The sequence below is a fragment of the Pseudomonas sp. B16(2017) genome (assembly GCF_002113205.1).
Taxonomy (GTDB): Bacteria; Pseudomonadota; Gammaproteobacteria; order Pseudomonadales; family Pseudomonadaceae; genus Aquipseudomonas; species Aquipseudomonas pharyngis.
This window is the reverse complement of record NZ_NEKA01000021.1, coordinates 1-25529: the sequence shown is the minus strand read 5'-3', so window position 1 is coordinate 25529 and position 25529 is coordinate 1. Positions and strand designations below refer to the sequence as shown.

24 protein-coding genes and 1 pseudogene are annotated in these 25529 nt (G+C 57.1%); 8 read left to right on the top strand and 17 right to left on the bottom strand.

Translation table 11 applies throughout. The features are described from left to right. Positions 1 to 13: 13 nt before the first annotated feature. From CAG25_RS26190 to CAG25_RS26165, 6 genes are read right to left on the bottom strand one after another with little or no spacing between them, the layout of a single operon-like run. Positions 14 to 1606: a Wzz/FepE/Etk N-terminal domain-containing protein gene (locus tag CAG25_RS26190; RefSeq protein ID WP_085613461.1), complete on the bottom strand. Its 1593-nt coding sequence runs from the start codon at positions 1604 to 1606 to the stop codon at positions 14 to 16. Positions 1607 to 1623: 17 nt separating this feature from the next. After that, positions 1624 to 2649, bottom strand: coding sequence for a polysaccharide biosynthesis/export family protein (locus tag CAG25_RS26185; protein ID WP_064378938.1), 1026 nt, complete (start codon positions 2647 to 2649; stop codon positions 1624 to 1626). 21 nt (positions 2650 to 2670) lie between these two features. Next, the gene (locus tag CAG25_RS26180; RefSeq protein WP_039767764.1) at positions 2671 to 3318 is read right to left on the bottom strand and encodes a CpsD/CapB family tyrosine-protein kinase; all 648 of its coding nucleotides are present in this window, start codon (positions 3316 to 3318) and stop codon (positions 2671 to 2673) included. Then, positions 3318 to 4064 carry a sugar transferase gene (locus CAG25_RS26175; protein WP_085613462.1) on the bottom strand — a complete coding sequence of 249 codons (747 nt, stop codon included), beginning with the start codon at positions 4062 to 4064 and terminating at the stop codon, positions 3318 to 3320. The genes CAG25_RS26180 and CAG25_RS26175 overlap by 1 nt, the downstream gene beginning before the upstream one ends. 18 nt (positions 4065 to 4082) lie before the next feature. Beyond that, positions 4083 to 5120 (bottom strand): NAD-dependent epimerase/dehydratase family protein, encoded by a 1038-nt coding sequence (locus CAG25_RS26170; protein ID WP_085613463.1) that lies wholly within the window; start codon positions 5118 to 5120, stop codon positions 4083 to 4085. Then, complete coding sequence (locus CAG25_RS26165) at positions 5117 to 6469, bottom strand: UDP-glucose/GDP-mannose dehydrogenase family protein (RefSeq protein WP_085613464.1); 1353 nt, start codon at positions 6467 to 6469, stop codon at positions 5117 to 5119. The genes CAG25_RS26170 and CAG25_RS26165 overlap by 4 nt, the downstream gene beginning before the upstream one ends. A gap of 382 nt (positions 6470 to 6851) precedes the next feature. Between CAG25_RS26165 and CAG25_RS26160 the strand changes: the two genes are divergently transcribed. From CAG25_RS26160 to CAG25_RS26130, 7 genes are all read left to right on the top strand, one after another. Further along, the gene (locus CAG25_RS26160; RefSeq protein ID WP_064595237.1) at positions 6852 to 8549 is read left to right on the top strand and encodes a sulfatase-like hydrolase/transferase; all 1698 of its coding nucleotides are present in this window, start codon (positions 6852 to 6854) and stop codon (positions 8547 to 8549) included. A gap of 50 nt (positions 8550 to 8599) precedes the next feature. After that, on the top strand, positions 8600 to 9253 hold the full coding sequence (locus tag CAG25_RS26155) for an ABC transporter ATP-binding protein (protein WP_085613465.1): 654 nt from the start codon (positions 8600 to 8602) through the stop codon (positions 9251 to 9253). Then, a complete protein-coding gene (locus tag CAG25_RS26150) occupies positions 9250 to 11721 on the top strand; it encodes an FtsX-like permease family protein (protein WP_085613466.1) in 2472 nt (823 codons plus the stop codon). The genes CAG25_RS26155 and CAG25_RS26150 overlap by 4 nt, the downstream gene beginning before the upstream one ends. Then, positions 11711 to 12778 carry a lipocalin-like domain-containing protein gene (locus CAG25_RS26145; RefSeq protein ID WP_085613467.1) on the top strand — a complete coding sequence of 356 codons (1068 nt, stop codon included), beginning with the start codon at positions 11711 to 11713 and terminating at the stop codon, positions 12776 to 12778. Before CAG25_RS26150 ends, CAG25_RS26145 begins: the two co-directional genes overlap by 11 nt. An 86-nt stretch (positions 12779 to 12864) precedes the next feature. Continuing rightward, positions 12865 to 13107, top strand: a complete 243-nt coding sequence (locus CAG25_RS26140; RefSeq protein ID WP_074687761.1) for a hypothetical protein — start codon at positions 12865 to 12867, stop codon at positions 13105 to 13107. 11 nt (positions 13108 to 13118) lie between these two features. Further along, positions 13119 to 13298, top strand: a complete 180-nt coding sequence (locus CAG25_RS26135) for a hypothetical protein (RefSeq protein WP_039767781.1) — start codon at positions 13119 to 13121, stop codon at positions 13296 to 13298. A gap of 83 nt (positions 13299 to 13381) precedes the next feature. After that, the gene (locus tag CAG25_RS26130) at positions 13382 to 13966 is read left to right on the top strand and encodes a hypothetical protein (protein ID WP_085613468.1); all 585 of its coding nucleotides are present in this window, start codon (positions 13382 to 13384) and stop codon (positions 13964 to 13966) included. A 325-nt stretch (positions 13967 to 14291) separates the two neighbouring features. Here the strand turns inward: CAG25_RS26130 and CAG25_RS26125 are convergent, their stop codons facing one another. Further along, positions 14292 to 15113, bottom strand: a complete 822-nt coding sequence (locus tag CAG25_RS26125) for a glycosyltransferase family 2 protein (RefSeq protein ID WP_085613469.1) — start codon at positions 15111 to 15113, stop codon at positions 14292 to 14294. 244 nt (positions 15114 to 15357) lie between these two features. Between CAG25_RS26125 and CAG25_RS26120 the strand changes: the two genes are divergently transcribed. Then, the gene (locus CAG25_RS26120) at positions 15358 to 16179 is read left to right on the top strand and encodes a VanW family protein (RefSeq protein ID WP_085613470.1); all 822 of its coding nucleotides are present in this window, start codon (positions 15358 to 15360) and stop codon (positions 16177 to 16179) included. A 49-nt stretch (positions 16180 to 16228) separates the two neighbouring features. Here the strand turns inward: CAG25_RS26120 and CAG25_RS26115 are convergent, their stop codons facing one another. The 10 genes and pseudogenes from CAG25_RS26115 to CAG25_RS26075 all read right to left on the bottom strand — a co-directional run. Continuing rightward, positions 16229 to 16660: a hypothetical protein gene (locus CAG25_RS26115; RefSeq protein WP_085613471.1), complete on the bottom strand. Its 432-nt coding sequence runs from the start codon at positions 16658 to 16660 to the stop codon at positions 16229 to 16231. Further along, complete coding sequence (locus tag CAG25_RS28520) at positions 16657 to 17079, bottom strand: hypothetical protein (RefSeq protein ID WP_143492995.1); 423 nt, start codon at positions 17077 to 17079, stop codon at positions 16657 to 16659. Before CAG25_RS28520 ends, CAG25_RS26115 begins: the two co-directional genes overlap by 4 nt. A gap of 70 nt (positions 17080 to 17149) precedes the next feature. After that, a complete protein-coding gene (locus CAG25_RS26110) occupies positions 17150 to 17770 on the bottom strand; it encodes a hypothetical protein (RefSeq protein ID WP_085613472.1) in 621 nt (206 codons plus the stop codon). Positions 17771 to 17824: 54 nt separating this feature from the next. Then, on the bottom strand, positions 17825 to 18199 hold the full coding sequence (locus CAG25_RS26105; protein ID WP_082934388.1) for a hypothetical protein: 375 nt from the start codon (positions 18197 to 18199) through the stop codon (positions 17825 to 17827). Positions 18200 to 18287: 88 nt separating this feature from the next. Further along, the gene (locus CAG25_RS26100; protein WP_085613473.1) at positions 18288 to 18674 is read right to left on the bottom strand and encodes a hypothetical protein; all 387 of its coding nucleotides are present in this window, start codon (positions 18672 to 18674) and stop codon (positions 18288 to 18290) included. An 85-nt stretch (positions 18675 to 18759) separates the two neighbouring features. After that, the gene (locus tag CAG25_RS26095) at positions 18760 to 19182 is read right to left on the bottom strand and encodes a hypothetical protein (protein ID WP_064595260.1); all 423 of its coding nucleotides are present in this window, start codon (positions 19180 to 19182) and stop codon (positions 18760 to 18762) included. Between the two features lie 191 nt (positions 19183 to 19373). Then, the gene (locus CAG25_RS26090; protein WP_085613474.1) at positions 19374 to 19766 is read right to left on the bottom strand and encodes a hypothetical protein; all 393 of its coding nucleotides are present in this window, start codon (positions 19764 to 19766) and stop codon (positions 19374 to 19376) included. Beyond that, the gene (locus tag CAG25_RS26085) at positions 19767 to 24563 is read right to left on the bottom strand and encodes an RHS repeat-associated core domain-containing protein (protein WP_256576186.1); all 4797 of its coding nucleotides are present in this window, start codon (positions 24561 to 24563) and stop codon (positions 19767 to 19769) included. After that, positions 24560 to 25303, bottom strand: coding sequence for a DUF4123 domain-containing protein (locus CAG25_RS26080; RefSeq protein WP_085613475.1), 744 nt, complete (start codon positions 25301 to 25303; stop codon positions 24560 to 24562). Before CAG25_RS26080 ends, CAG25_RS26085 begins: the two co-directional genes overlap by 4 nt. Next, a pseudogene (locus CAG25_RS26075) lies at positions 25293 to 25529 on the bottom strand (type VI secretion system tip protein VgrG); the annotation flags it as partial. The gene CAG25_RS26080 and the pseudogene CAG25_RS26075, both read right to left, overlap by 11 nt.

Here is a 25529-nt window from a genome sequence, read left to right as displayed (position 1 = left end):
GTAGGGGACGTGTTCAATTGCGCACCCAGTGCACGAAGCTCGGCACGGTCCAGTTCTTGTGCGGGTTGCTCGGCTGCGCGTTCTGGTCGTTGATCACCAGCAGCACCGGCAGGCCCAGCTCGTGGCTGATTTGCGCCGGGTGTTTGAAGCGGTGGTCGAAGAACTCACGCACGTAGACCAGTGCAATCGCCAGCAGCAAACCGGTGAACAGCCCGAACGGAATGATCAGCATCGGCTTGGGGAACGCCGGTTCGGTCGGTTCGAACGGCGGGCTCAACACCCGGGCGTTGGACAGGTCATCGCTCAGCGAACGGGTGGTGCTGCTTTCGGCAAAACGCTGGGCGTAGGTCGAGAACGCGGCGTGCAGGGCATCGATCTCGGTGTCCATCTGCCGCAGCTTGCTCTGGGTTTGCTGCAGTTCATGGATGCGGTTCTTGAACTCGGCGATGCGCGCGGTTTTCTGATCGATCACCTGCTGGACCACCGCCAGATCGTTGGTGCGTTCCTGGATACGGTTGCTCACCACCTTGAGGAACTGCTGACGGGTGCGGGCAATCTGCTCGCGGGTCAGCAACATCGGTTCACTGCTGGGCTGGAACACTGCCAGATCGTTCATGTAGCGGCTGACCTGGGTGGTCAGTTGCTCGCCCATCTGTTTGATTTCACGATCCTCGAACGCGACGTTGTCGACCGTGGTGGTGAAGGTGTAGGGGAAGGTGTAGTCGTTGAGTTTGCTGTTACTGGCGGCGGCCAGCGCAGTCTTCAGGTACTCGAGCCAGCGCTGGCTTTGCAGCAGGCGGTCGCGATACAGGTTCAGCGCCTGCTCTTCGGTGTTGATCGCGTTGAGGCGGAAGGTGATTTCCTCCTTCGGATCCGACGCGCCGACACTTTCCAGCAACGCCTGGCGATTGCCTTCCAGTCCATCGAGGCGCACCTGATACAGGTGTTTCTTGGTTTCGTAGAACGATTGCGGCAGGTCGATCGACTGCAGCGCCTGGCGGCTCACCAGATAGTTCTGCAACAGGGCAGAGACGAAGGTCGTGCCTTGATGCGGATCGGGGAAGCTGTAGATGATCGAGATCACGTTGGAGCCAGGCAGGGTCTCGATTTTCAGGCTGTCTATCGCATCCTGGGTCAGCGCATCGAGCGCGGTGTCGCGCACCGGATCGGTCTCAAGCCCCAAGGTGTTGCGCACGGGGTTGATCACGTACTGGCGCAGCGGCGAACTGATGTAGCGCTTGAACGGCTCGCTCACCAATTTGCTGAACATGCCCGGTGAAGGCGTGTATTCGCCCTTGTCGCGCAACTCGCTGATGGTCTGACGGATCAGCGCCGGCGAACGCAGGATGTTGCTCTCGGTTTCCATGTCCGCCAGCGACGGCGGGATGAAGGTGGCGTTGTCCACGGTCAGCGACGTGGTGGCGTCGCCCTGTGAAAGTTTTTTCGACTGCACGATCACCTGAGCGGTGATATCGAAGGTCTGCTTGAGCAGCAGCGGCAGCACCAGCGCGATCACTGCAAAGATCAGGAAGACCCGTTTCACCAGTTGCTTGTTGGCGAAGAAGATCCTGAAGAACTCATGCAGGTAATTTTCCTTTGGATTCATGATCGGTCACCTGAGAGTCAGTTGTTGTTGCTGTCTTTGTTGTCGACGCGGTAGCCGAAGCTGAAGCCCACACCCTGGAACAGCACCACGTCGGCCAGTTGCCGGGCGAGTTCGCCGGCGCTGGCCAGTTTGGTTTTCGGCACGTACAGCATGTCATCCGGTTGCAGGTAGGCGATTTGCGGCGCCTCGCCCGACAACGCTTTCTCGACGTCGTACCGCACCGCCTGCACCTGATTGCCGTTGCGCCGCATGATCACCACCGAGTCGAGCCGCGCCTTGACGTTGGTGCCGCGGGCCAGGGTCAGTGCCTCAAGCACCGACACCGGCCGACGGATCGGGTAGGAACCCGGCTGGCCGACTTCACCCAGCACATAGATTTCGTTGCCGGCGGTGGACTTGAGCAGCACGTCCACGGTCATGCGGCCCGGCAGTTGCGCGTACTTTTTGTTGAGGAAGGCTTCGAGCTGGTTGACGGTCATGCCTTGCAGCGGCACCGCGCCGATTTCCGGGAAGCTCGCGTAGCCGTCGGTACCAACGGTGATCTCGCGGCTCATGCCGGTGGCCGGGTGGTTGAGGGCGCTTTTCAGGTTCTGCTCGTTGGTCAGCGGGCTGATGATCTGCACCGTCAACTGATTGCGGTTGGGCTGGAACAACTGTTTGCGTTGATAGGCGCGCTGGATTTCCTGGCGCGCTTCTTCGCTGGTCAGCCCGGCGATTTTCACCGAGGTGTTGGCGCCCGGCAGTTCGATGGTGCCGTCCGGCAGCACCAACTGGTTGCCATTGAGCTGGCTGGCAGCGGTGAAGTTAAGGCCGATCTGGTCCCCCGACTGCACGCGATAAGCGTCCGAGCCGCTGGTGCTGATGTGGAAGATCACGTCCAGCACATCCTGCGGGCGCAGGGTCTGCTCGACCTTCGGCATGTCGGTGGCCTGGGCGTTGGCCGGGGTGGCGGTGAGAATATTCACCGGCATGTTCTGGGTTTCGGAGGTGCTCGAGCAGCCTGCAAGCGGCAGCATCAGCAGCACAAGAATCCTGGCGTTCATGGCGTCATCCTTTGCGGTTGCTTACAGGTTTTTGTAGAGCCATTTAGGCATGTAGTACTTGCGTCGGTTGAACACGCTGCCGACCACTTTCGCCCCGGCCTGGGTCAAGCGCTGGACCGCCGCCTGGGCAACTTCCCAGCGAGTGTCTTCGGCGCGTACCACAAACACCACGCCGTCGACCTGGGTGCTGATGACCAGCGTGTCGGCCGCCGAATACACCGCGTCGCCGTCGATCACTACAAAGCGGTACTGGCTGCCCAGTTGATCGAGCAACGGGCTCAGACGCTCGGCGGTCAGGTGCTCCAGGGTGCGGATCGGCCGGCCGTTGGGCAGCACATGGAATGGCAGGCTCGACACCTGCACCACGCAGTCCTGCAACAGCGGCGGGTTGTCCGGGTTGAACAACAGGTCGCGCAGGCCGCGCTCCTTGCTCAGGTTCAGTTGCTGGGTCAGGTTGCTCGCCGACTGGCTGGCGTCGACGTACAGCACCTGGCCGCTGCTCATCTGTGCCAGTTGGCTGGCCATGGCCAGGGCGCTGGTGGTGGTGCCGGCGCCGGGGTTGGCGGCGGTCAGAAACAGGATCCGCAGATCCAGGTCCAGCACGGTCGAGGTCAGGTTCGACTCGCTGGGGCTGGCAATGCTCAGGCTTTTGTTGGTTGAACCGTCCATTAGCTTGCTCCGTGGCCGCTGAATACTTTGAAGGGGGTTTTCAACAGAATCTTCAGATCAAGCAGTAGGCTCTGCTCGGCGATGTAGCTGAGGTCCAACTCAACGCGCTGGTCGAAGTCGATATTGCTGCGTCCGGAGATCTGCCACAGGCCGGTCATGCCGGGGTAGATCGCCAGACGCGCGAGGTGACTGTCCTTGTAGCGGTAGGTGTTGAACGAGGTCGGGCGAGGGCCGACCAGGCGCATGTCGCCGGTCACTACGTTGATCAGGTTGGGCAGCTCGTCGAGGCTGGTGCGCCGCAGGAAGCCGCCAATCCCGGTGATGCGCGGGTCCTGGTCGATCTTGAAGTCGATGGCGTCGGCACCGTGCTTGTTCAGGTGGCGCAGCGACTCTTTAAGCTCTTCGGCGTTGGCGACCATGGTCCGGAACTTGTACATGCCGAACTTGCGGCCGCGATAGCCGGTGCGTTTCTGCACGAACATCACCGGGCCTTTGCTGGTGAACTTGATGGCCAGCGCCAGACCGATCAGCAGCGGCGAAATCATCAGCAGAATCATCAGGGCGCCGAAACAGGCCACCACCCGATTGGTGCGCGACAGTTGCCACGGCCGGCCACCTTCTCGACCGGTCATCCAGCCCTGGCCCTGGCGGTGGATTGCCGCGTCGAGGCGCATTCGCTGTTCCGGATCCATGCGTTTGTCACGCACCAGTTGTTGGATCGGTATACCTTTCTCAAGTCCAGTCATGGAGTCCTCCGCTGATGTTCAGCCGCGAACGGCGCGTGGGCGATAGGCAGTGGGGTAGTAATCGCGGAACCAGGCGACAAACCGTCCCAGTCCCTCATCCAGCTCTATCCGGGGCTGAAACCCGGTGGCCTGGGCCAGGTCGCTGGCCTCGGCGCAGGTATTGAGTACGTCGCCCGGCTGCAGCGGCAGCAGCTCGACCACGGCTTTCTGGCCGAGGTGTTTTTCCAGCAGGGCGAGGTAGGTTTTCAGCGCCACCGGGTGCTGGCCGCCGATGTTGAACAAGCGCCACGGCGCCATGCTGCTGGCCGGGTCGGGTTGTTCGCGGTTCCACTCGGGATTGGCCCGGGGTGCCAGCTCGATCAGGCGTGCGATGCTTTCGATGATGTCGTCGATGTAGGTGAAATCGCGCTGATGCTCGCCGTAGTTGAACAGCTTCAGTGGCGAGCCTTCGCTGATGGCCTTGGCGAACTGGATCGGCGACATGTCCGGCCGGCCCCACGGCCCGTAGACCGTGAAAAAGCGCAGCCCGGTGCAAGCGATGCCGAACAGATGGCTGTAGCTGTGGGCCATCAATTCATTGGCTTTCTTGGTCGCGGCGTACAGCGACAGCGGGTGATTGACGCCGTCCTGCACCGAATACGGTGTGCGCTGGTTGGCGCCGTACACCGAACTGGACGAGGCGTAGATAAGGTGCTCGACCGGGTACTGGCGGCAGCACTCCAGGATATTCAGGAAACCGTCGAGGTTGCTGTGCAGATAGGCCCGTGGATTTTCCAGCGAATAGCGCACTCCGGCCTGCGCGGCGAGATGGACCACGACTTGCGGCCGTTCGCTCGCGAACAGCGCTTCCAGCGCCGCAGCATCCGCCAGATCAATCGTGGCAAGCTGGAAATCTCCAATCTGCTTGCGCACCCAGTCCACCCGATCGTGCTTGAGCTGGGGATCGTAGTAGCCGTTGAAATTGTCCAGGCCGATCACCTGATGCCCGTCGCGCACCAGCCGCAGCACGCAATGAGCACCAATGAACCCGGCCGCACCGGTGACGAGGATTTTCATGGCCGCAACCCGTCAGGCGCGATGTGGCGCAGACCGATGCCGCTGTAGTGCAGGCCGGCAGCTGCGACTTGTTCCGGGTTGTAGAGGTTGCGTCCGTCGATGATGACTTTCGAGCGCAGCTTGCTGGCCAGCAGCTCGAAATCCACGACGCGGAAATTCTTCCACTCGGTGCAGATCACCAGTGCGTCGGCATCCTCGAGGGTGTCGTCGCGGGTGGCGCACAGGTGCAGGTCATTGCGGTAACCGTAAAGGCGCCGGCACTCGGACATCGCTTCCGGATCGTAGGCCTGCACGCTGGCGCCTTCGGCCCACAGCGCTTCCATCAGATAACGACTCGGGGCTTCGCGCATGTCATCGGTGTTCGGCTTGAACGCCAGGCCCCAGATCGCGATCGACTTGCCGGCCAGACCTTGAGGGAATTGCGCCCTGAGTTTGCTGAACAGAATGTGCCGTTGCGCGTCATTGACGTCGGTGACGCTGCGCAGCAGTTTCAATGGCATGCCGTTGTGTTCGGCGGTGTGCAGCAGGGCGCGCAGGTCCTTGGGAAAGCACGAGCCACCGAAGCCGCAGCCCGGGTAGATGAAGTGATAGCCGATGCGTGGGTCGGAGCCGATGCCCTTGCGCACCGCTTCGATGTCGGCGCCGAGCAGTTCGGTGAGGTTGGCCAGCTCGTTCATGAAGCTGATGCGGGTGGCGAGCATGGCGTTGGCTGCGTACTTGGTCAGCTCGGCGCTGCGGTTGTCCATGAACATCAGTTTTTCGTGGTTGCGGCAGAACGGCGCGTACAGCTCACTCATCTGCTCGCGGGCCAGGTCGTCGCGAGTGCCGACGATGATCCGGTCCGGCCGCATGCAGTCGGCGAGGGCGCTGCCTTCCTTGAGAAATTCCGGGTTGGACACCACTCGCACCGCCAGACCATTTTTGCCGCGCCGCTGCAGTTCTTCTTCGGCGGTGTGCAGCACCTGATCGGCCGTGCCGACCGGCACCGTGGATTTGATGATCAACGTGCGATCGTCTTCCATGAAGCTTGCGATCTGCCGCGCCACGTTGAGCACATGGCTGAGGTCGGCGGAGCCGTCTTCATCGGCCGGCGTACCCACGGCGATGAAGATCAATGCGGCATGTTCCACTGCATCGCTGGCCTGGGTGCTGAATAACAAACGCCCGGCCTTGATGTTTTCTTCCAAAGTTGCCGAAAGACCCGGTTCGCTAATAGGCGGTACCGCCTGTTGCAGTTGTTTAATCTTGTTCGGGTCAATATCGACGCACAATACGCGATGTCCGACATCGGCAAGTGCGGCTGCTTGTATCAGGCCAACATAGCCCGTACCAAATACGCTCACGTCCATATTGGCGTGCCTCGTAAGACGGTGATGGAAGATTGAAAATGGAACTGTCAAAAGGGGTATAGCGCAGCGTGGGAAAAGCGTGTCAGCAAAATGACATGTTGCAAGGGTATAACACCCCCATTTTTGGGGGCGAAAGGCCATCAAGTGCTTGCTGTAGCTGGATTTGTCCCGTTCTTGACGTGTTCGAAGAAAACGATAAACGGTCGTAGGCCACGTATTTCAAGGGTTTTAACGACTTGGGTGTGTCAGATTTGAGTCAACGTTTTTTTGACGCTTTTTGATTATGTCCGACATTTCTTGCGCTTTAATGGCCCGGTGCTAGTGTCAGATTTTGACCGACAAACGCTTGACAACCTCTCGTCGGACGCACTCCGGAATTGCCATGTTTCGATATCTGAAAGAACTGCTTTTAATTATTTATCTATTGCTTTATTCCGAATATTACCTTGACCGTTTAAATGCGATGGGTATCGGTCTGGCAGTACTTCTTTTTGGCGCGATGTTTTTGACGCTGACTTTCGCATTAATACTGACAGCCTATATACGTCAGACTTTCATTCGGCATTTGTTCGCATTAACCCTGTTTGTTTCGGCGGTGTTCTTCGACGTTTACACGAGGGTCACCGCCGATTACCTGACCTATAGCAGTTTTGTCTCATTGGTGTACTCCGGCGGCTTCATCCAGGAAGCGGCGTATCAGTACCGGGGGGCGATCATCCACGGTCTGCTCAACGGGTTGCTGCTGTTGTTCGGGATCGGTCTCAAGCCCCGGCACACGATCCCGGTGCCCAACGCCTTGCGGATCGCTGCGCCGTTGTGCGGTGTGTTGCTGCTCAGCGCCGTACTGTTCGTGCGCGCCGGGGAGGGCGCGCGCGGGTTGCCGATCATGTACACGCCGCTGGCCTATCTGAACCTGTTCGGCTACGAAGCGCTGCACAACACCGTCGGTCCGCGTGAGCCGGTGACCCTGGCGCGCAATGGCCCGGCGGTCGGCCACGACATCGTGCTGATCATCGACGAGAGCATTTCCGGCAATTACCTGGATATCAACGCGCCGTTCGGCGTGCACAGCAACCTCAAGCAGGCCCGTCCCGGCGTCGAGATCTTCAATTACGGCTACGCGGCGTCCATCGCCAATTGCAGCGCCGACACCAACATCACCCTGCGCTACGGTGGCACCCGCGCCGACTACATGCGGATCAACAGCACGCTGCCGTCGATCTGGCAGTACGCGAAAAAGGCCGGCCTGCGCACGGTCTACATCGACGCTCAGCGCACCGGCGGCAACCTGCAGAACCTGATGAACGATGCCGAGAAAAAGGACATCGACGAATTCGTGCAATTCGACCAGACCAGCGTGCGCGACCGCGACATGGCTGCCGCCGCCAAGCTGATCGAACTGCTCAACGACGGTAAACCGCAGCTGGTGCTGATCAACAAGGTCGGCGCGCATTTTCCGGTACACGACAAATACCCGGACGCCTTCATGGCCTACCGCCCGACCTTGCCCCGCGGGCAGTTCACGGAAGTGGCCGACACCGGTGAACGCACCGGCTTCAACGGCCAGCCGGATGACTGGGTGCTGTATCGCAATGCCTACAAAAACACGGTGCTGTGGAATGTCGGCGAGTTCTTTTCGCGGGTGTTTGCCCAGGCCAATCTGAACAACGCGCTGCTGATCTACACCTCGGACCACGGCCAGGATCTGCACGAACGCGGCAATCCCGGGCTCAACACCCACTGCGGCGGCGACCCGGTGGAGGAAGAAGGGCTGGTGCCGCTGGTAGTGATTCAGGGCGATCAATTGCAGACACTCGACTGGTCGGCGCAACTGGCGGCGAACAAGGATCGCTCCAGTCACTACAACATCTTCCCGACCCTGTTGCAGTTGATGGGCTACGACCTGCCGGGAATCGAAGCGGTGTACGGCAAACCGTTGAGCGTGGCGACGGCGGATGAATTCACCTTCAACTACCGCTTCAACGCGCGGCTGGGGGCCAAACCCGAGTGGAAGCACATCGATCTGAACAGCATCGTGACGCCGGGTGAAGCGCCGACGAGTGTGGCGGTGGGTCAGTAACGCGTCGGTATCCGCTATCCTTGGCCGACACGGATCGATCGGATGACGGCATGCTCCAGGTTCAAAACGTCTTCAAAAGCTACCTCACCCCGCAAGGCCCGTTGCCGGTGCTGCAAGGCATCGACCTGACGCTCGGGCCCGGCAGCAGTCTGGCACTGATGGGCGAGTCGGGCAGCGGCAAGAGCACGCTGCTGCACCTGATCGCCGGGCTCGACAAGGTCGACAGCGGCAGCATCAGCAGCGGCGAACATCGGCTGGACCGGATGAACGAGGCGCAACTGGCCAACTGGCGGCGCACCGAAATCGGTCTGGTGTTCCAGCAGTACAACCTGATCGGCAGCCTGCGGATCGAAGACAACCTGGCGTTTCAGGCGCGGCTGGCCGGGCGGCATGACCCGCGCTGGCAGCAGCATCTGGTGCAGCGTCTGGGGCTGGGCGAATTGCTCAAGCGCTATCCCGAACAACTCTCCGGCGGCCAGCAACAGCGGGTCGCGCTCGGTCGGGCGCTGGCCGCGCAACCGAAATTGCTGCTGGCCGACGAGCCCACCGGGAGCCTCGACGAAGCCACCAGCGACGAAGTACTGCGACTGTTGCTGGAATTGCTCGACGACACACCCACCACCTTGCTGATGGTCACCCACAGTCAGCGCGTGGCCGCGCGGCTGGCGGAGCGCGTGGTGCTGTCCAGCGGTCGGTTGACGTGAAGGTTTTCCGTCACGCGCTGATGGCGCTGCTCAGTCACTGGCGGCGCCATCCGGTGCAGTTTTTCAGTGTGCTGACCGGGTTGTGGCTGGCCACCAGTCTGTTGACCGGAGTCGAAGCCCTCAACAGTCAGGCGCGGGACAGTTACGCGCGGGCCAGCCAAATGATCGGCGGCGAGCCCCAGGCCAGCCTCAGCACGCCGAACGGCGCGACCTTTCCGCAACAATGGTTCGTTGACCTGCGGCGCCTGGGCTGGCCGGTGTCGCCGGTGCTGCAAGGGCGCCTGATGCTCAAGGGCCACGAAAACCAGCGCCTGCAGTTGATAGGCATCGAACCGGTGTCCTTGCCCGGTGATAGCGCGGTGGCCGGGCAGGCGATGCCGATTGAACGCGTCGTCGAATTCTTCACCCCGCCGGGCAGCACCTGGATTTCTCCCGAGACCTTGCGGGCGCTGAACCTCGCCGAGGGCGCGACCCCGGCCACCGAAACCGGCCAGACGCTGCCGCCGCTGCGGGCGCAAACCGACATGGCCCCCGGCGTGCTGCTGGTGGACATTGGCGCCGCTCAGCGCGTGCTCGAACAACCCGAGCAACTGTCGCGTCTGCTGCTGCCGAAGGATTTTCACGCCGACGTCCCGGCCGCGTTCAAAGGCCAGTTGCAGCTCAAAAGCAGTGGCGAGGAAAACAACCTTGCGCGTCTGACCGAAAGCTTCCACCTCAACCTCGATGCGCTCGGGTTTCTCTCGTTCATTGTCGGTTTGTTCATCGTCCACGCGGCCATCGGTCTGGCGCTTGAACAACGCCGGGGATTGCTGCGCACCTTGAGGGCCTGCGGGGTCAGTGCGCGGATGCTGATCGCTTGCCTGATCGTCGAACTCGGCGCGTTGGCGTTGATCGGCGGGCTGTTCGGCGTGGTCAGCGGTTATTGGCTGGCGAGCGTGCTGTTGCCGGATGTCGCCGCCAGCCTGCGCGGTCTGTACGGCGCGGAAGTGGCGGGGCAGTTGCGTCTGAGTCCGTGGTGGTGGTTCAGCGGCATCGGTTTGAGCCTGCTCGGCGCGTTGCTGGCCGGGGCCAACAGTCTGCTGCGGGCGGCGCGACTGCCGTTGCTGGCGGTGGCGGATCCGCAGGCCTGGCATCAGCAACATGCGCGCTGGTTGCGGCGTCAGGGTTGGGTGGCCGGCGTATGTGCAGTGATTGCCTTGGCCGCGCTGGTATGGGGCAACAGCCTGGCCAGTGGGTTTGTGTTGATGGCGGGGCTGTTGCTCGGCGCCGCGCTTGCGCTGCCGGTGTTGCTCAGTGCGCTGCTCAACGGGTTGCTCGGGCGCAGCCGCTCGGTGCTCGGGCAATGGTTTCTCGCCGACTGCCGCCAACAATTGCCGGCGCTGAGCCTGGCATTGATGGCGCTGCTGCTGGCGATGGCGGCGAACATCGGCGCCGGCAGCATGACCGCCGGTTTCCGCCAGACCTTCAACGACTGGCTCGAACAACGGCTCACCGCCGAGCTTTATCTGAACCCGAGCAATCCGGCGCAGGCGCGGGAACTGTCCACCTGGCTCAAACAGCAACCGAGCGTCACCGCGATCATGCCCAACTGGCAGGTTTCGGTAACGCTGCAAGGCTGGCCGGCGGACGTGTTCGGGATCATCGATCATCCGCACTATCGCCAGCACTGGCCATTGCTCGAAGCGCGGGGTGACGACCCGTGGGCGGCGCTGGCCAAGGACGATGCGGTGATGCTCAGCGAACAACTGGCGCGTCGTTTGAAAGTCAGGCCGGGCGATCACCTGACGATTCCCACGCCGGGCGGGTCATGGTCGCCGCGTATCGTCGGGATCTACGCCGACTACGGCAATCCGAAGGGCCATGTGCTGGTCAACAGCAATCACCTGTTGCGCGGCTGGCCGCAGCTGACGCCGAACCGCTTCAACCTGCGCATCGACCCGCCGAACATCCCGGCGCTGCTCACGGCCTTGCAGGCGCGCTTCCAGCTCGATGACAGCCGGATCGTCGATCAGGCGCGACTCAAGGGCTGGTCGGTGCAAGTCTTCGAACGCACCTTCGCCGCGACCGCCGCGCTGAACAGCCTGACGTTGGCCGTCGCCGGCGTGGCGCTGTTCATCAGCCTGCTGACCCAGAGCCAGAGCCGCCTCGGCCAGCTCGCACCGTTGTGGGCGCTGGGTGTGACGCGGCGGCAGTTGATGCTGCTCAATCTCGGGCAAACGTGGCTGTTGGCGCTGCTGACGCTGGTGCTGGCGTTGCCGTTGGGCATCGGTCTGGCGTGGTGTCTGGACGCGGTGATCAACGTGCAGGCCTTTGGCTGGCGTCTGCCGCTGCGGGTGTTTCCATGGCAGTTGCTGCAACTGATGGGGCTGGCGCTGCTGGCGACCTTGCTGGCCTCGGCGTGGCCGCTGTATTCGCTGTACCGCACGCAACCGGCGGACTTGCTGAGGACGTTTGCTCATGAGGACTAGGTTTGCGCTGGTGTTTTTGGCGTTGTTGCTCGGTGGTTGCGACAACCCCACAGCGGAGCAGAAGGGTTTCGCCGGCATGGGCGCTCAGGCGCAGGCGTTTACACCGGTGGTGCCGGGGCGGGTGTTCAGCTTCCCGGCGGATCACGGCGCCCATGACGGCTTTCGCATCGAATGGTGGTACGTGACGGCCAATCTCAAGGATGCGCAGGGCAACGATTTCGGCGTGCAGTGGACGTTATTCCGCAGCGCCCTGAACGCCTCGCCGCAGCAACCGGGCTGGGCCAACCAGACGATCTGGCTCGGGCACGCGGCAGTGACCTCCGCCAGCGTCCACCACGCCGCCGAGCGTTATGCCCGTGGCGGTGTCGGGCAGGCCGGGGTGCGTGCGGCGCCGTTCGAGGCGTGGATCGATGACTGGCGTTTCGTCAGTCAGGCGAGCGATCCCCTGGCCGACCTGCAACTCAGCGCCCGGGACAAGAACTTCAGCTACCAGCTGCGCCTGACCTCCAGCCGCCCGCTGGTGCTGCAGGGCGACAAGGGTTTCAGCCAGAAATCCGAACAGGGCCAGGCGTCGTATTACTACAGCCAGCCGTTTTTCCAGGCCAGCGGCACCCTGCAGATCGACGGTCAGACCTACACCGTCAACGGCCCGGCCTGGCTCGACCGCGAATGGAGCAGCCAGCCGCTGACCGCCAATCAGACGGGCTGGGACTGGTTCTCACTGCATCTGGACGGCGGCGAACACGTCATGCTGTACCGCATGCGCCAGAAGGAAGGGGCGCCGTACCTGACCGGCACGTGGATTGCCGCCGATGGCCAGACCGAAACCCTGCACGCCGAGCAGATCAAGCTGACCCCGCAAGGCACTGCGAAGGTCGCCGGCCGCTCGATGCCGGTGCGCTGGTCGATCGAGATCCCGACGAGGAATCTGCAGATCACCCTCGATGCAATCAACCCCGACGCCTGGATGAACCTGCGCATTCCGTATTGGGAAGGGCCGGTGCGCCTGAGCGGCAATCGGGGCGGGCAGGGCTATCTGGAAATGACCGGGTACTGATTCCGCGCACCTGCCTGCGAAGGAATCGATTGGAACTCTGTCCAGGATGCCCCCTCTACCGAGGAACATGGCCGAGGATCCGATCCATGAGCGAGGAACTGAAATCTCCAGACCTGACGACCTGGCAGCAAATGTTTGACGATCAGACGTACTGGCAACAATCCCCGGATGCCCATTACTTCGATCTGCAGCGCATCGCTGACGATTTGCTCGGCCAAGGTGCCATCGATCTTGAGCAATGGCAGATTCTCAGAGCCAAGGCCGATGACCTGCACAAGGACTCGCCCGCCATGAACGTCGCGCGGGAACTCGACGACCCCGAAGCCTGAGGAGGCCTGGAATGAACACTGTCCCTGATAACGAGCACCCCGACGAACCTCGTCCGCCGGGTGAAACCGAGCGCGACAACGACGCACTGCGTCCCACCGATCCCAAACAGCGGCAGAGCTCCGGGAAAGGCACCGCCAGTGGCGAGTCCACCGCGCAGGACACCGCGCAACGATCGCGGAACAAACCCTGAAGGGCGTCTATGCTCAGTGGCACATCCGTCGCTGATCACGTTGGCGATGGGTGCTGCCATCCATCACAGGGAATGTATCGCTTATGAAGCTCCAAGCACTGACGCACGCCATAGCACTTGCCACCGTCCTTTCTACGGCCAGCTTTTCGGCGATGGCCGCCGATATCCCGCTGTCGGCCGCTGTCGAGGCCGACCGGGTCACCACCAAAGTGCTGGCGGTTGACCCGGCCAATCATCAAGTGGTCCTGGAAGGCGCGGAAGGTCGCCAGGTGCACATTCAGCTCAGCGACAAGGCGAAAAACCTCGGAAATCTCAAGGTGGGGGATCTGGTCCAGATCGAGGTGACACGTTCGGTCGCCGCTTATCTGGACACCGACGTGGATAAAGGTCTGCCAGGCTCCACCGAGCGCACGGGTGAACTGCGCAACGCCGTGGGCAGCAACAACCCCGGTGGCGAGGCCTTCCGCCAGGTTCAGGTGCAACTGAAAATCACCAAAATTGATTTGGCGGCAAACCAGGTCACCCTGGAAAACCCTTCGGGCCAGTCGAAAACCCTCAACGTCGAAAAGCCTGAGATTCAGGCCAAACTGAAAGATTTGAAAGTCGGGCAAAGCGTCGTGGTCACTTACACCGATGTATTAAAAGTGACCAGTCAGCATGAAAGTTGAGTATTGACTCTACAGAATGGCTGTTCTTGTACAAGTAATTGTATGAGAACAGTCATATGAAGTATTCGAGGTGGTGATGTCAGAAAGTTTGTCGGGAAATATCGACGAATATTTTCTTTAACTTTTCAGTACATAAATTTCATGTTGAAGCAGGACGACATATCCGCCAATTTCCATTAAAATCCTTCGCGTTCGCCCAGTGTCAGGGCTCTTTACCGGTGCATGGATTGCCAGGCCATTACACTGGGCGAACACCTCCTCGGAGTGGAGGCCAAAGAATTCAGATGCAAAAAGGGCGACTTTGAAGTCGCCCTTTTTTATTGTCTTACGATTTGGCGGGACGCATGCCCTGTTGTAACTGAAGGCGCTTGAGCGTTTCCTGATACATGGTGGTGCGGCGGTGCTGTTTGCCGTATCCACCGACAGCAGCCACGGTGCCGGCCTGGATGTGATCCAGGTAGCGGAAGATCGTCCGCGGCGAGAGGCATTTGATGCCGTAGCCAAGGCTGCTTAAACGATCCTGCAGCGTGTATCCCGGGACCCGGTCGTCCATCGAAAAATGCAGCCCGTGAGCCTTGATCAGCCGTGCATTCCACAAGGTGCAGAAGCTTTTCAGGTGAGTTTCCCGGTAGGGTTTTGGATCTCGGGACGGCAACCCGAAATGCTGTTTTGCCCGGCGGAAATAGTGTTTGAAATAACGCGAAGACAAACGCCAGGTGTCTCTAAGGACGCCTCGATCCAATTGTTCGACGCAACCAACCGCCGCTGTATCCAAAGATTGCATGCACTCATTCATCATCATCGAAAAGACAGTACTGTCAAAAACGAAAGTATCGGTGTGCAGCAAAAACAGGTAATCGGTTTCAACTTTCGCAAGTGCCAGATCAAGTGCCTTGCCATGAGCAATATGCCCCGCTTCCTTGCCGGGAGAAGGGCGCTCGATCAAGTTGATCCAGTCCAGGGACCGCAAGTAAATCAGGCTTTCATCGGCGGAATCGTTGTCCACCACCCACACCGGAATTTGATGCTCCTTGACGTATTGCTGGAGAAACTCCAGGCACATCCGGGTTATTTCCGGCGTCTTGTAATTGACCAATACAAGACTGAAGGCGGGCAGTTGTTTTGAGGTGGAATCGATCGCACTCATGGTCTGGGCTCACTTCAAGTTGAAGGGTTCTGCTGACGGCAATCAGCACACAGAACCGCTGCTTTGTGGCCCGGATGGTAGGGACGCAACCTTAGTTCAAGCTTAATTTCCGAGCGCCCGGGCCGGGCGACTTGTTACGGCTTGCGACACTGGCGAGGCGCTTGGCGATCAAGCGCGGTTCCACGGTAAGATGCGCCGCCATTTCAAGCTCAAGGAAGACAACGGCCCGCGCCGTTCGCCAAGGATGAAACCACTTTCCCTCTACCACCCGGCCCTTTACTGGCTGCGCGTGTGGCAAAAAAGACTGTTCCGCCACATCGCCTGGCACTGCTCGAGCAAACGCTACGCGCGTCCTGCCACGACGTCCGAGCGCCTGCCTTACCGCTACCTCAAACACACCTCAAAACTGATCCGCAAACTCGGCGACTCCGACCTCGCGCTGCAACACAACAAAGTCATCAACCTCAAACTCGCCGTCGCCGCCATCGACGGCGTCACCATCGCCCCCGGCGAATATTTCTCCTTCTGCCGCCTCGTCGGCCGCCCGACCCGCCAACGCGGCTACGTCGAAGGCATGGAACTCTCATTCGGCGAAGCCCGCACCGGCATCGGCGGCGGCATCTGCCAACTCAGCAACCTCATCCACTGGATGGCCATTCACTCACCCCTGGTCGTCATCGAACGCGCCAACCACAGCTTCGACCCCTTCCCGGACGACGGCCGCGTCCTGCCATTCGGCTCCGGCGCGGCGATCTTCTACAACTACATCGACCTGGTACTGCACAACCCGACGGATCGCAGCTTTCAGCTGAAGCTGAAGGTTGGGGAGACGCAGTTGGAGGGGGAATTGTTGTGTGATCGGGAGCGGGCTTATCGGTATCACGTGTTTGAAGTGGGGCATCGGTTTGTGCGGGAGGGGGAGTGGGTGTATCGGGAGAATGAAATTTGGCGGGAGGTGAGGGAGAAGGGGCAGGTGGGGGCGTTGGTGAAGACGGAGCGGTTGTATGGGAATCGGGTGGTGGTTAAGTATGAGGTGGGGGAGCAAATCATCGAAAGGCAGCAGTAGGTTGCGTTTTTTGCCTTAGGGTTTTCAGCGTGTGACGGAAATAAGGCAATTACAGGTTTCGGTAGGGATACGTTTCGCCGCATAGGTGAAACGTATCGTCCAGATAATAAACTCCGGAAATCGAGTTTATTAATAGTTCGAGTTCTCCCTTTGATGGGAATAGCAAATAGAACAGCTCAAAGAATAAATAGTCCTTGATGAGGGTTGCTGCAACGTCTGGGCGGTTTTTTATCAGGGTTGAAAGTGGCGGGTAATTGCAATCTCGTAATTCGGGGATGTCGGCGTAGCCTTGTTTGTTATCGTCTTGTATGCATTCGGCGATGAGTGCATTTGTTAGCTCGTAGAATTGCTCGGGCAGTTCGTGGATTTTTATTGATAAAGTATATTTTTTGGCATTGTTGGAGAGAGGTTCCCCGAAGCCAAGGCTGCGGTAGGTTACAGAGGTTGGGTCAATGATGTTGTTTTCTGATTTGAAGATCATGATTTTTTAATCGCGGGAGGAAACGAAGGGGATGCTGTATGTACGCAATCGTGGTCGTCTACATAAGTTAAGAAGCTAAGGGCTGTATTGGTTATCCAGAATGGAAAGCCAGTCGTTTCTGAAAGCAATATTTTCAAATCGGAAGATGACTGAAGCGTCCAAGCATGGATTTGGTTGTCGAGGACGATTAATGTTGGTTTTTCAGAAGGGTATAGGAGATCGACTTTTTTCCAAAAGTCTGGGTCGTGTTGTTTTGTTACGGATTTTAGATTGAGGGGATCAAGGTTTTTTGTGTTTAAGTAAAAGAAGCAGGTTTTTATGTTTGAGATTGTTTTCTCTAATTCATTGTCTTTGAGTTGCTGGTTTTTTAGATGGTTTGTTTCGAGTGCTGATGTGATTTCTTTTTTTAAGTAACTCATTGAGGTATTCCTGTTGTTTTTTGGAGCGTGAATAGAAGTGAGCCTATTCCCTTTTGTGGAAGTATTTTAATTATTGATTGTAGATTCGATAACCAGCGCCAAAGTTGCTAGTGGTGTGAGTGTTGCTATATGTGGGGTCGAATAGGCCAGTGAGAGGTGGTTGAGTAGGTTTTTCTCTTGGATTTAGTTTTTCTAAAGATTTTTGAAGCTCGGGGTAGCTTTCTATGTATGTGCAGTCTGATGAATTAAATTTAAGTGTTATAGTGCTGGGTGAAATGAATGCGAAGTTAATTAAAAGATCCGGGTTCGAAAAGAGTCTTCCGCTGATGTCGTAGATCTTGTCTCCGGTGTTCAATTTTTGGCCGTAGCGTTCGTGGGTCAAATATCCGTGGTCTTGGTTTAATAGTCGTAGTAATTTTTCGTAGCCTTTTATTGAATCAAAGGAAATACTGGCTTGTCTTATTATAAGGAAGCCGTCTTCGGTCATGTTCTCCAAAATGGTTGAATTCTGCCTGTTGATCGAATCGATGACTGGCTCGTCGATTAAGTTAAGTACAAAGTTTGATAGCTTAAGGTGAAATTTTTCCCGAGGGCGTTCGATGGGGGGGATGTTGATATAGCTTATGATCCCGCCTGCGTTATCGGAGTCGATCGCGCCAAAGCACTCTGTGATATCAATTGAGAAAATCATTGCGCTCTCCAGCGAGAACTGAATACACCTATAAGATGTTGGATGTAGATGTTTTTAATCTTCTTCATTCCATTCCGCATGGGTCTCAATGGCTATTTTTAGCCATGCGCTAAAGTCAGGATGTTCTCCGTGAAGCTCCCATCCCTCTGAAGCATATGCATGTATTATTAGCACTTTTGGATTGCCGGATAAATCATCTCCGTCAAAGCAAGCAATATCATCATTCGCATTGAATTTAGCGAAAGGAACTAGCGTGCGGTTTGGGTAAAGGTTTTTTAGCGTGTTGTGCCAGTAATTTATTTTTCCCTCTTGATATATTAGTAACCACCAAGGCTCAATGTCCGGTTCAGGTTCCGTAGTCGCGAATTCTATGAATGCACTAGGGAAGTTGAAGTTTTTCAGGTGTTCAATGTTGAGAAAAATTTTCATTTTGCCTATTTGAAAAGGACTGAAAAGGGGAAGAAATTATTTTCTTCAACGAAAGCAAATTCGAACCCCTCCGATTGCAGTTTGGCACCTAGAGCGGGTATTCACAGCGCCATGGCGTGGTGAACAGTTCTGGGTCTATGTTGAGGTTTTCAAGAAGGGAGTTGATTTCCGCTTCAGAGTTCATGGTTTCTATTTTTGCGATAAAAATGTCTCGGTCGTCCACGCCATCGCTTGTTTCAAGTGTTTTGGTGGGGATTGTAAATATTACTAATGCATGTTGGAAGTTTTTTGATTGGTGGATGAAGTTGTAATATTGATGTGGGTCATTGGTAAGGGGGTATTTGTAGATGGAATATAATGAAATCCATTTTCTTAGTGAATGGTTTTCGGCCTCTAGCTCTTGCGCAATGTTGTTATAGCCTGTTCCGTCGAACCCGTTCCATACACTTCTTGGGATACATTTAAGCGCTGTCATTTTTGCCCCTCGAACGGATTCTGAAAAGGGGTAGATTTATTTTCTTTAACGAATAAGAAATCTGCTCCCTTTGATTTAGTTCTATTTAAATTTGCGCGCTGCTGGCTTTTTTTAGAAGGTTTTCAAGTTCAGGATAGGATTCGAGTTCTTCGTGGTTTAGGGAGTTAATAATAGCTTGTATTTTCTTTGCGTATTTATTCTCGATTGGGACTTCACTCCAATCCAGTTCTGAGGCAGAGACTATTAATACTTCGGTAAATGGAGAGTCCAAAAGTTTCTTTAGAATTTCAATTGCCTGAGCCGAGCGATTCTCTCCAAGTGCCGCAGCACTTCGCTCCTGCCAATACTCTTCCCTTGATAGGATCGTGTCGTTAAGCCGGTTCCAGTCTTCAGCGCTGAAATTTCCTAGAACTCCTTTGGCTACCTGCTCTGTAATGTATTCATTCCAGTTGGAATCCTCGCTTTGTCCCAGCCAGTAGTTGTATTCATCGAAAGCCTTGCTATCCATGATTTGTCTCAATTCAAATAGGGCGCGACATAGGTGAGTCGCCAGCTGGGAAGGAGGATGTGATAACGCCGTCGTCTTTGAGTACTTGCCACTGCACGCCGTCAACTGTTTTTGAAAAGGAGACAGATTTATTTTCTTTAACGAAAAAATAAATCTGTCTCCTTTTGGTTCGGTCCCCTTTTGGGTTTGGTTTATATGTTAGTTAGGTAGAAGCTGAGGTCGTTGGTTGAGAGTTCTATAAAGGTCGGTAGCATTAAGTTTTGATTGTGTCCTTCTAGTGATAAGAATATGACGGAGTTTCCAAGCTTTAGCACACCGCATCCGTCGTCAGTAATGGAGGTTAATTCCGCGGTTATGTAAGTTGCATCGGGTTTCGAGCGGATTGATGGAGTGGTTTCCTCTGAAGTCATTATGTTTTTATTCCAAAAAAACTCATCGCCAATGTCCATTTCGATGTCATAGGACTGGTTTTCTTTTGCCTCCGGAGCTATGAGGTTTGAAAAGCCTTTTCCATAGGGGCTTGAAAATTCAATATATATACTCTCGGTGAGAATTTTAATTATGCGTATTATAGTGATTTTCATCTATTTGGTTCCTAGGGGGACGCGAATTACTGTGTTGTCAACGTTCATGACGTTGTTAACTACGTCAAGAGTCCACGTTTCTTCGTGGTAATGGTGCTTGTTTGGTTTGCTATTCATTTCATGAGCACCATAGCGAATACTTCGTTTGCCATCGGCAGATACAATCCTATCGTTATCAGGCAATCCTGTTCTTGGATGGGTATTTGTATAGGGGCCTTCACCTAGGAAATCCTCCCATCGCTTAACAGCATCCTGCGGTTTAACCGGTTTGTTTCCATAGACCTCATTATGGTAACCCTGACCAGGAGGTGATGCCGGTGCGGGTGGAGAAGTAGGTTCCGCACCATGAACGTTGCTTTTAGAAGCATTATCTGGTTTTTCGCTCGGTGGTGATTTTGACTCTGAGCCTGGGCAATTACTGCTTAATCCCAACGGATCCACCCACCCCGTAGGGTTAGGTACGTACTGGTAGCTATTCAACCCACCCGCAAGCTTGATCGGATCCGGTGTCAGAAACCGCCCAGTCCCCGGATTGTAGTAGCGATGACGGTTGTAGTGTAGGCCCGTCTCGGCATCAAAATACTGACCTTGGAATCGCAACGGGTTGTCGATTTCACTGACATCCAGCGCCGCGAGGTTGCCGTAGGCGCGGTACTTCGCCGACCACATGATCTCGCCACTGTAGTCGGTGAGTTCCTGCGGTGTGCCCAGATGATCGAGTTGATAGTAGAACGGCGTCGCCTTACGCGGGCCTTCGCCGTCGAGCATGGCCAGTGGGCGGAAGCTGCCAGGTTCATAGATGTAAGTGCGATAACGGTTGTCACCGCTTTCGGCGATCAGGCGTTCGCCTTGCCACAAGAATTCGGTGGTATGGCCATCGACAGTTTTCTCGATGCGGCGACCGAAGGCGTCGTACTTATAGGATGCATTGCTGCCGCCCGGCAGGCTGACACCGATCAGTCGATGCTGGCAGTCGTAGCGGTATTCGGTGACAAGTTTCTGTCCGGTGCCACGGCGTTCGCGGATCAGGTTGCCATAGGCGTCGTAGTCGTAGTGGCGGTCGCCCTGCATCAGCAAGCGGTTGCCTTTGACGTTGGCGAGGTTGGCTGTGCCTTCGTTGTTCTGGCCGAGCAGGTTACCGGCCGGGTCGTGGGCGAAGGTTTCCGGTGTCGCGCCACGTACGCTGGTCAAGCGGTCCAGCGGGTCGTAGTGGAAGCTGCGGTTGCCCTTGCGGCTGTCATCGATGCCGGCGAGGTTGCCGTTGGCGTCGTAGTTATAGCGACGCTGGAACAGGTTTTTCTCGCGCTGGCGGACGCTGTGCGCTTGCAGGCGACCTTGTTCGTCGTACTGGTATTGGCTGAGCAGCAGTCCTTGTTGGCGTTGCTGTTCGCGACCGGCGGTGAATTGGTGGCTGGTCAGGCGTGAGCCATTGAGGTCAATACTGCTAAGGCGTCCGCCTGAGAGATGACGGTAGTCGAGTGTGCTGCCATCGGGGAGGCTGCAGTGACTCAGTTGTCCGACGCTGTCGTATTCGTAGCGCGTGGTGCCCCAGCCCTGATGCTCGGTGATCAGGCGATCCTGCACGTCGTATTCGTAGGCAAGCGGCCAGTGTCCGTCGTCGACATTCACCAAACGGCCCAGGGCATCGTAGCTGTAGTGTATTTCTTCGCCATCGGCGAGGGTTTTCACCAGCAGTCGACCGGCAGCATCGCGCTGATACTCGGTGACCAGTTCGCTGCCGTCATCGCCGAATTCGGTCTTCTTCAGCAACTGGCCGTTGAGGTCGTATTCGTACGCGGTGCGGCGGCCGTCGAAACCGGTTTCCTGCTGGATCAGACCGTTGGCGTAGTAGTCGAGCTTGTAGTGCTCGCCGCGCTCGTTTTCGATTTCAGTGAGTAGCAGGCCGGCGTTGTCGTAGCGATAGCGCAATTGGCTGCCGTCGGGATTGATGCGGCGGCTGACCAGGTGCAGGTTATCGGCGTATTCGTAGCGGGTGATGCGGCCGAGCTCATCGCGTTCGGCGGTGACGCGTCCGTACGGGTTGTAAGTGAAGGCACGGGTGGCACCGCCGGGGAGGGTGATCTGGGTCAACCGGTCGACGGCATCCCATTGAAAATGGGTGATGGCGCCGAATTCATCCTGGCGGGTGATCTGGCGTCCGAGTGCGTCGTAGCGGTACTTGCGCTGACCACCGTCCGGAAGACGTTCCTCCAGCAATTGACCGAGATTGTTCCAGCCCAGTTGATGGCGACTGCCATCAGGGTGATGAATTTCCAGCAGCCGGCCCTGGCCGTCGTAGTTGTAGCGGGTTTCGTTGCCCTGTGCGTCGATTTGCTGGGTAATGTCGCCTTGTTGATTGCGGTCGTACTGCCAACGGGCCTTGCCACGTTTGACTTCAATCAGTTGCCCATCGAAGTAGTTGTAGAGGGTTGGTTCTTCTTCCGGCGGGATGACAGCCATCAATCGTCCGGCATCGCTGTATTGATACTCGGTGATGGCCCCCATTGGATCTTTTACAGCAACCAGACGTCCCTGATCGTCATAGGCATTTTGCGTTTCAGCACCATCGGCAGCGGTTTCACTGATCAGCCGTGCATTTTCGTCATGCACGTAAACCTGTTCACTGCCATCGGCGTTGTGAACCGTAACCGTGCCTTTGTCATCCCACTCGTAGCGAGCTTCCAGTTGCGAATAGTTGGCCCAATGACGTACGCAACGGGAAAGTTTGCCTTCACGCTCCCATTCCCAGAAAAAACTGGCGCCACCGGCCAGTTGTCGCTCGAGAATGACGTGCTGATCGTTGTAGCGGTAATGCTCGGTTTCCCCTGCGGCATTGGATGCCGAGACCAATTGGTTGCGAGCGTTATAGCGGTAGGTGACAAGGTTCTGAATGGTCAGCCAAGGATCCTGGCGCTCACCGCGCTCGTCATACTCAGAACGCTGCTGTTGCTGATCAACGGCAACGATATGGCGATCGTCGTAGCGCAACAGCAACGCGCGGCCCGCACCGTTATCGATGCGCTGGATCCGCCCCACCAGGTCATAGCTGATATGCACCTGATTTCCGTAGGAGTCACTGACCGTCGTCAGTCGGTTTGCGCGGAAGTGATAAAAGCGTGGTTTTGCTCCTGCTTGGGTGAGGATCAGTTCACCCGGCGCGCTGCCCAAATAAATCGCCGCCTGAGCCAGACTGTTGGTAATGGCTGGACGTTGTTCGGTCGGCATCGGGAAGCGGGTCTGACGGTTTTCGTTATCAGTCCACAACACGCCTTCATCGTTGATTTGCAGGCGATGGGATAGGGAGTGGCTCCAGCCATGGCCGAGACGCCCGTCGATTTCAACCGCGCTGCTGCGATAGAGACGTGTCCATTCAATGGGTAGCAGCCCACCCAATACGCCGTCAGTGAGCGTCAGCAATTCCTCGCCGGTAACCATCGATACCGGTTCACCGTTAGTGCAGGTCTTATCGGCGCACTGAGCAGGTTGATCCGCTGGGTTTTTGGACTGGTTGGGCGCGTTGTCTACATTTTCCTGTTGTTGAGCGCGGGTGCTGTTTTCCTTCTTGCCGCGTGCATGAATCTGCGCATCCGTCTCTACAGCACCTCCGGAAACGGGTGGTTTTTTCTTTGGTGGTGTGGCGGTCTCTGCGGGTTTTGGAGGCGCAATTTCTACGCTCGCCTTTCTCGCCTGGTTCAGTGGCGAATTGCCGTTGAGCATCAACGGTTTCGCCGTATCGGCGTGTGCTGTCGCATTCTTCTTGCTGATCTTCATCAGCATCGACGTGAAGTCTTCAATCAGTGTCATGACCTTGCCGCTGTTCCTTGCAGCATTAAGGCCCTTGGTGCCAATACGGACGGCCAAACCGATCCCGCCCGTCAAAACAATACCGATCAGGATGTTCAGCAGTACTTCCGTAGTCAGTTCTGCCAGCACTTCAGTGCAGGTCTGCGGAGGCAGCATTTTGACCCACGCTACGATAGCTGCGACGTAGATCCACATAAGTGGCTCGTCACTGGCGATCAGCAGGGCTGTTTGAATGGCTTCTTTTGAAGCGTTATAGATCTTCTTTATCTGTTCTTCGGTGAAGAATTTTTTGAGTTTTTCGTAGTTTTCCCGAGGGTGTGCAACCAGGTCGTAGAGACTTTTGATGTCCCCCCACAGCCCCATGATCGCCTTGAGGAACCCCTTCCACGCCGACTCCAATTGCTGCAATGCCCGTCCAGCCATGGATGCATTGGTATGCGCTTGCCAAAGTGGCAGAAAGTCGGTGGTCCACTCTGTTTGCAGCCAGCCGCTAAGGTCCCCGATTACGCCTTGATAGGAGTTGAACAGGCTATCGATCTGAGCCTTGGTGGGATTCGGGAAAAAAGTGATTTCATATTGCTGATGCGGTTTGAGGCCAGTGACCTCCAGAATCCCGCTTGGACCGATTTTGACGTTGATCGGTTGACCGACTTCGTTCTTTCCGTAGAGCTTGCCATTCTCCACTGGCACCAGTCGCACCGGCGTATTGCCGATAGGTACAAAACGCGCAGACTCGAAACTATGTACAAGTTTGAGTTTGCCGTTGGCAGGGCAGTTGGCATAAAGGGTATTTTCCTTTTTGCTGTCTTTGTCCGCCGTACCGACTTCGTCACCGACCTTGAACTGTTGCTCTGCGTCCAGAATGCCGCCGTACCAGGCTTCGGCATGCTCGCGATAATCCTTCAGGCACTTCTTGAAGTCGCTGATGATGGCCTGAGCATCAGGCTGTTTTGCATTGAGATTGGCAACAATCTCACCCATCAAAATGCTCATACAGCCACCTCACTTTCCAGATGGGCCTTCAGTAGGCCGGTAAAGTTTTCTTCCGTGAGTGGCGTGCGTTTTACGAAGCGCGCCACTTTCTTTTGCAGGTTCGATTCAGGGAACGAGAAGTACAGGTCGGCATGTTCGTCCAGCAGCCACTGCATCATGTTGCCGATTACGGTCGACGGATTTTCGGCCATCAAGCTGTCAAGCAGGTCTTTCGGCACTTCCCACCACGGCCAATCCTTCGCCTTCGGCACCACCCTCGGCCCGACTTCCAGACTCCGCCCATTAATCAGATACCGCTCAAACACCGGCAACACTTCCCCAGCCGCCTCACCCAGCCCTTCAAGAATCGGATAAATATGCCGCCCATCCCAGAACCGGAAAAACACTTCGGTCCCGTCCGGCATCTTCACCTGGGTCAAACTGCGCAGGTGTTCGAAAACTTCGTTGGGCTCCGAGCGGGAGACCGCCAGCCAGCCCCAGTCGAGGGCGTCGGTTTCGGTGATCCAGGGCAGGAAGGCCGAGTTGGCCTTGAGTTCGGCGACGTATGGCATCACCGGTTGCCAGGTGGAGTAGGGCGTTCCACCCCAGATGGGAATGGCCTGTATGGACGGTTCGCTCTGATATAAGGCCTTGAGCGCTTCGGCATCGCTCGCGGCGCTTATGACCAGATACAAGCGTTCGTCTTTCTGCAGCGGCTGTTGTGCCAGCCAGTCTTTGGGTGTCAGTCGATTAGATGGCACAGGCACCTGCCTTGCATTTTTCGCACTCTTCGCAGAACGGCGCATTACGTTTGAGGGTGTTGATCTGCGCCGGGGTCAGTACAGCGCCAGCCTTGTCGGCATCGGCCTGCTTCAACACGCCCGGCAGCAGTGGGGCGGCGCCGGTGCCGCTGCCCGGTCCTCCGCCGGAGTTGATGTTGATCGCCGGCCCGCTCATGGTCACGCCGCCGCCATCGATCTTGATGAA

Coding starts and splice junctions, on each gene's coding strand:
- CAG25_RS26190 (WP_085613461.1), bottom strand. CDS start 1,606: ATGAATCCAAAGGAAAATTACCTGCATGAGTTCTTCAGGATCTTCTTC.
- CAG25_RS26185 (WP_064378938.1), bottom strand. CDS start 2,649: ATGAACGCCAGGATTCTTGTGCTGCTGATGCTGCCGCTTGCAGGCTGC.
- CAG25_RS26180 (WP_039767764.1), bottom strand. CDS start 3,318: ATGGACGGTTCAACCAACAAAAGCCTGAGCATTGCCAGCCCCAGCGAG.
- CAG25_RS26175 (WP_085613462.1), bottom strand. CDS start 4,064: ATGACTGGACTTGAGAAAGGTATACCGATCCAACAACTGGTGCGTGAC.
- CAG25_RS26170 (WP_085613463.1), bottom strand. CDS start 5,120: ATGAAAATCCTCGTCACCGGTGCGGCCGGGTTCATTGGTGCTCATTGC.
- CAG25_RS26165 (WP_085613464.1), bottom strand. CDS start 6,469: ATGGACGTGAGCGTATTTGGTACGGGCTATGTTGGCCTGATACAAGCA.
- CAG25_RS26160 (WP_064595237.1), top strand. CDS start 6,852: ATGTTTCGATATCTGAAAGAACTGCTTTTAATTATTTATCTATTGCTT.
- CAG25_RS26155 (WP_085613465.1), top strand. CDS start 8,600: ATGCTCCAGGTTCAAAACGTCTTCAAAAGCTACCTCACCCCGCAAGGC.
- CAG25_RS26145 (WP_085613467.1), top strand. CDS start 11,711: ATGAGGACTAGGTTTGCGCTGGTGTTTTTGGCGTTGTTGCTCGGTGGT.
- CAG25_RS26140 (WP_074687761.1), top strand. CDS start 12,865: ATGAGCGAGGAACTGAAATCTCCAGACCTGACGACCTGGCAGCAAATG.
- CAG25_RS26135 (WP_039767781.1), top strand. CDS start 13,119: ATGAACACTGTCCCTGATAACGAGCACCCCGACGAACCTCGTCCGCCG.
- CAG25_RS26130 (WP_085613468.1), top strand. CDS start 13,382: ATGAAGCTCCAAGCACTGACGCACGCCATAGCACTTGCCACCGTCCTT.
- CAG25_RS26125 (WP_085613469.1), bottom strand. CDS start 15,113: ATGAGTGCGATCGATTCCACCTCAAAACAACTGCCCGCCTTCAGTCTT.
- CAG25_RS26120 (WP_085613470.1), top strand. CDS start 15,358: ATGAAACCACTTTCCCTCTACCACCCGGCCCTTTACTGGCTGCGCGTG.
- CAG25_RS26115 (WP_085613471.1), bottom strand. CDS start 16,660: ATGATCTTCAAATCAGAAAACAACATCATTGACCCAACCTCTGTAACC.
- CAG25_RS28520 (WP_143492995.1), bottom strand. CDS start 17,079: ATGAGTTACTTAAAAAAAGAAATCACATCAGCACTCGAAACAAACCAT.
- CAG25_RS26110 (WP_085613472.1), bottom strand. CDS start 17,770: ATGATTTTCTCAATTGATATCACAGAGTGCTTTGGCGCGATCGACTCC.
- CAG25_RS26105 (WP_082934388.1), bottom strand. CDS start 18,199: ATGAAAATTTTTCTCAACATTGAACACCTGAAAAACTTCAACTTCCCT.
- CAG25_RS26100 (WP_085613473.1), bottom strand. CDS start 18,674: ATGACAGCGCTTAAATGTATCCCAAGAAGTGTATGGAACGGGTTCGAC.
- CAG25_RS26095 (WP_064595260.1), bottom strand. CDS start 19,182: ATGGATAGCAAGGCTTTCGATGAATACAACTACTGGCTGGGACAAAGC.
- CAG25_RS26090 (WP_085613474.1), bottom strand. CDS start 19,766: ATGAAAATCACTATAATACGCATAATTAAAATTCTCACCGAGAGTATA.
- CAG25_RS26085 (WP_256576186.1), bottom strand. CDS start 24,563: ATGAGCATTTTGATGGGTGAGATTGTTGCCAATCTCAATGCAAAACAG.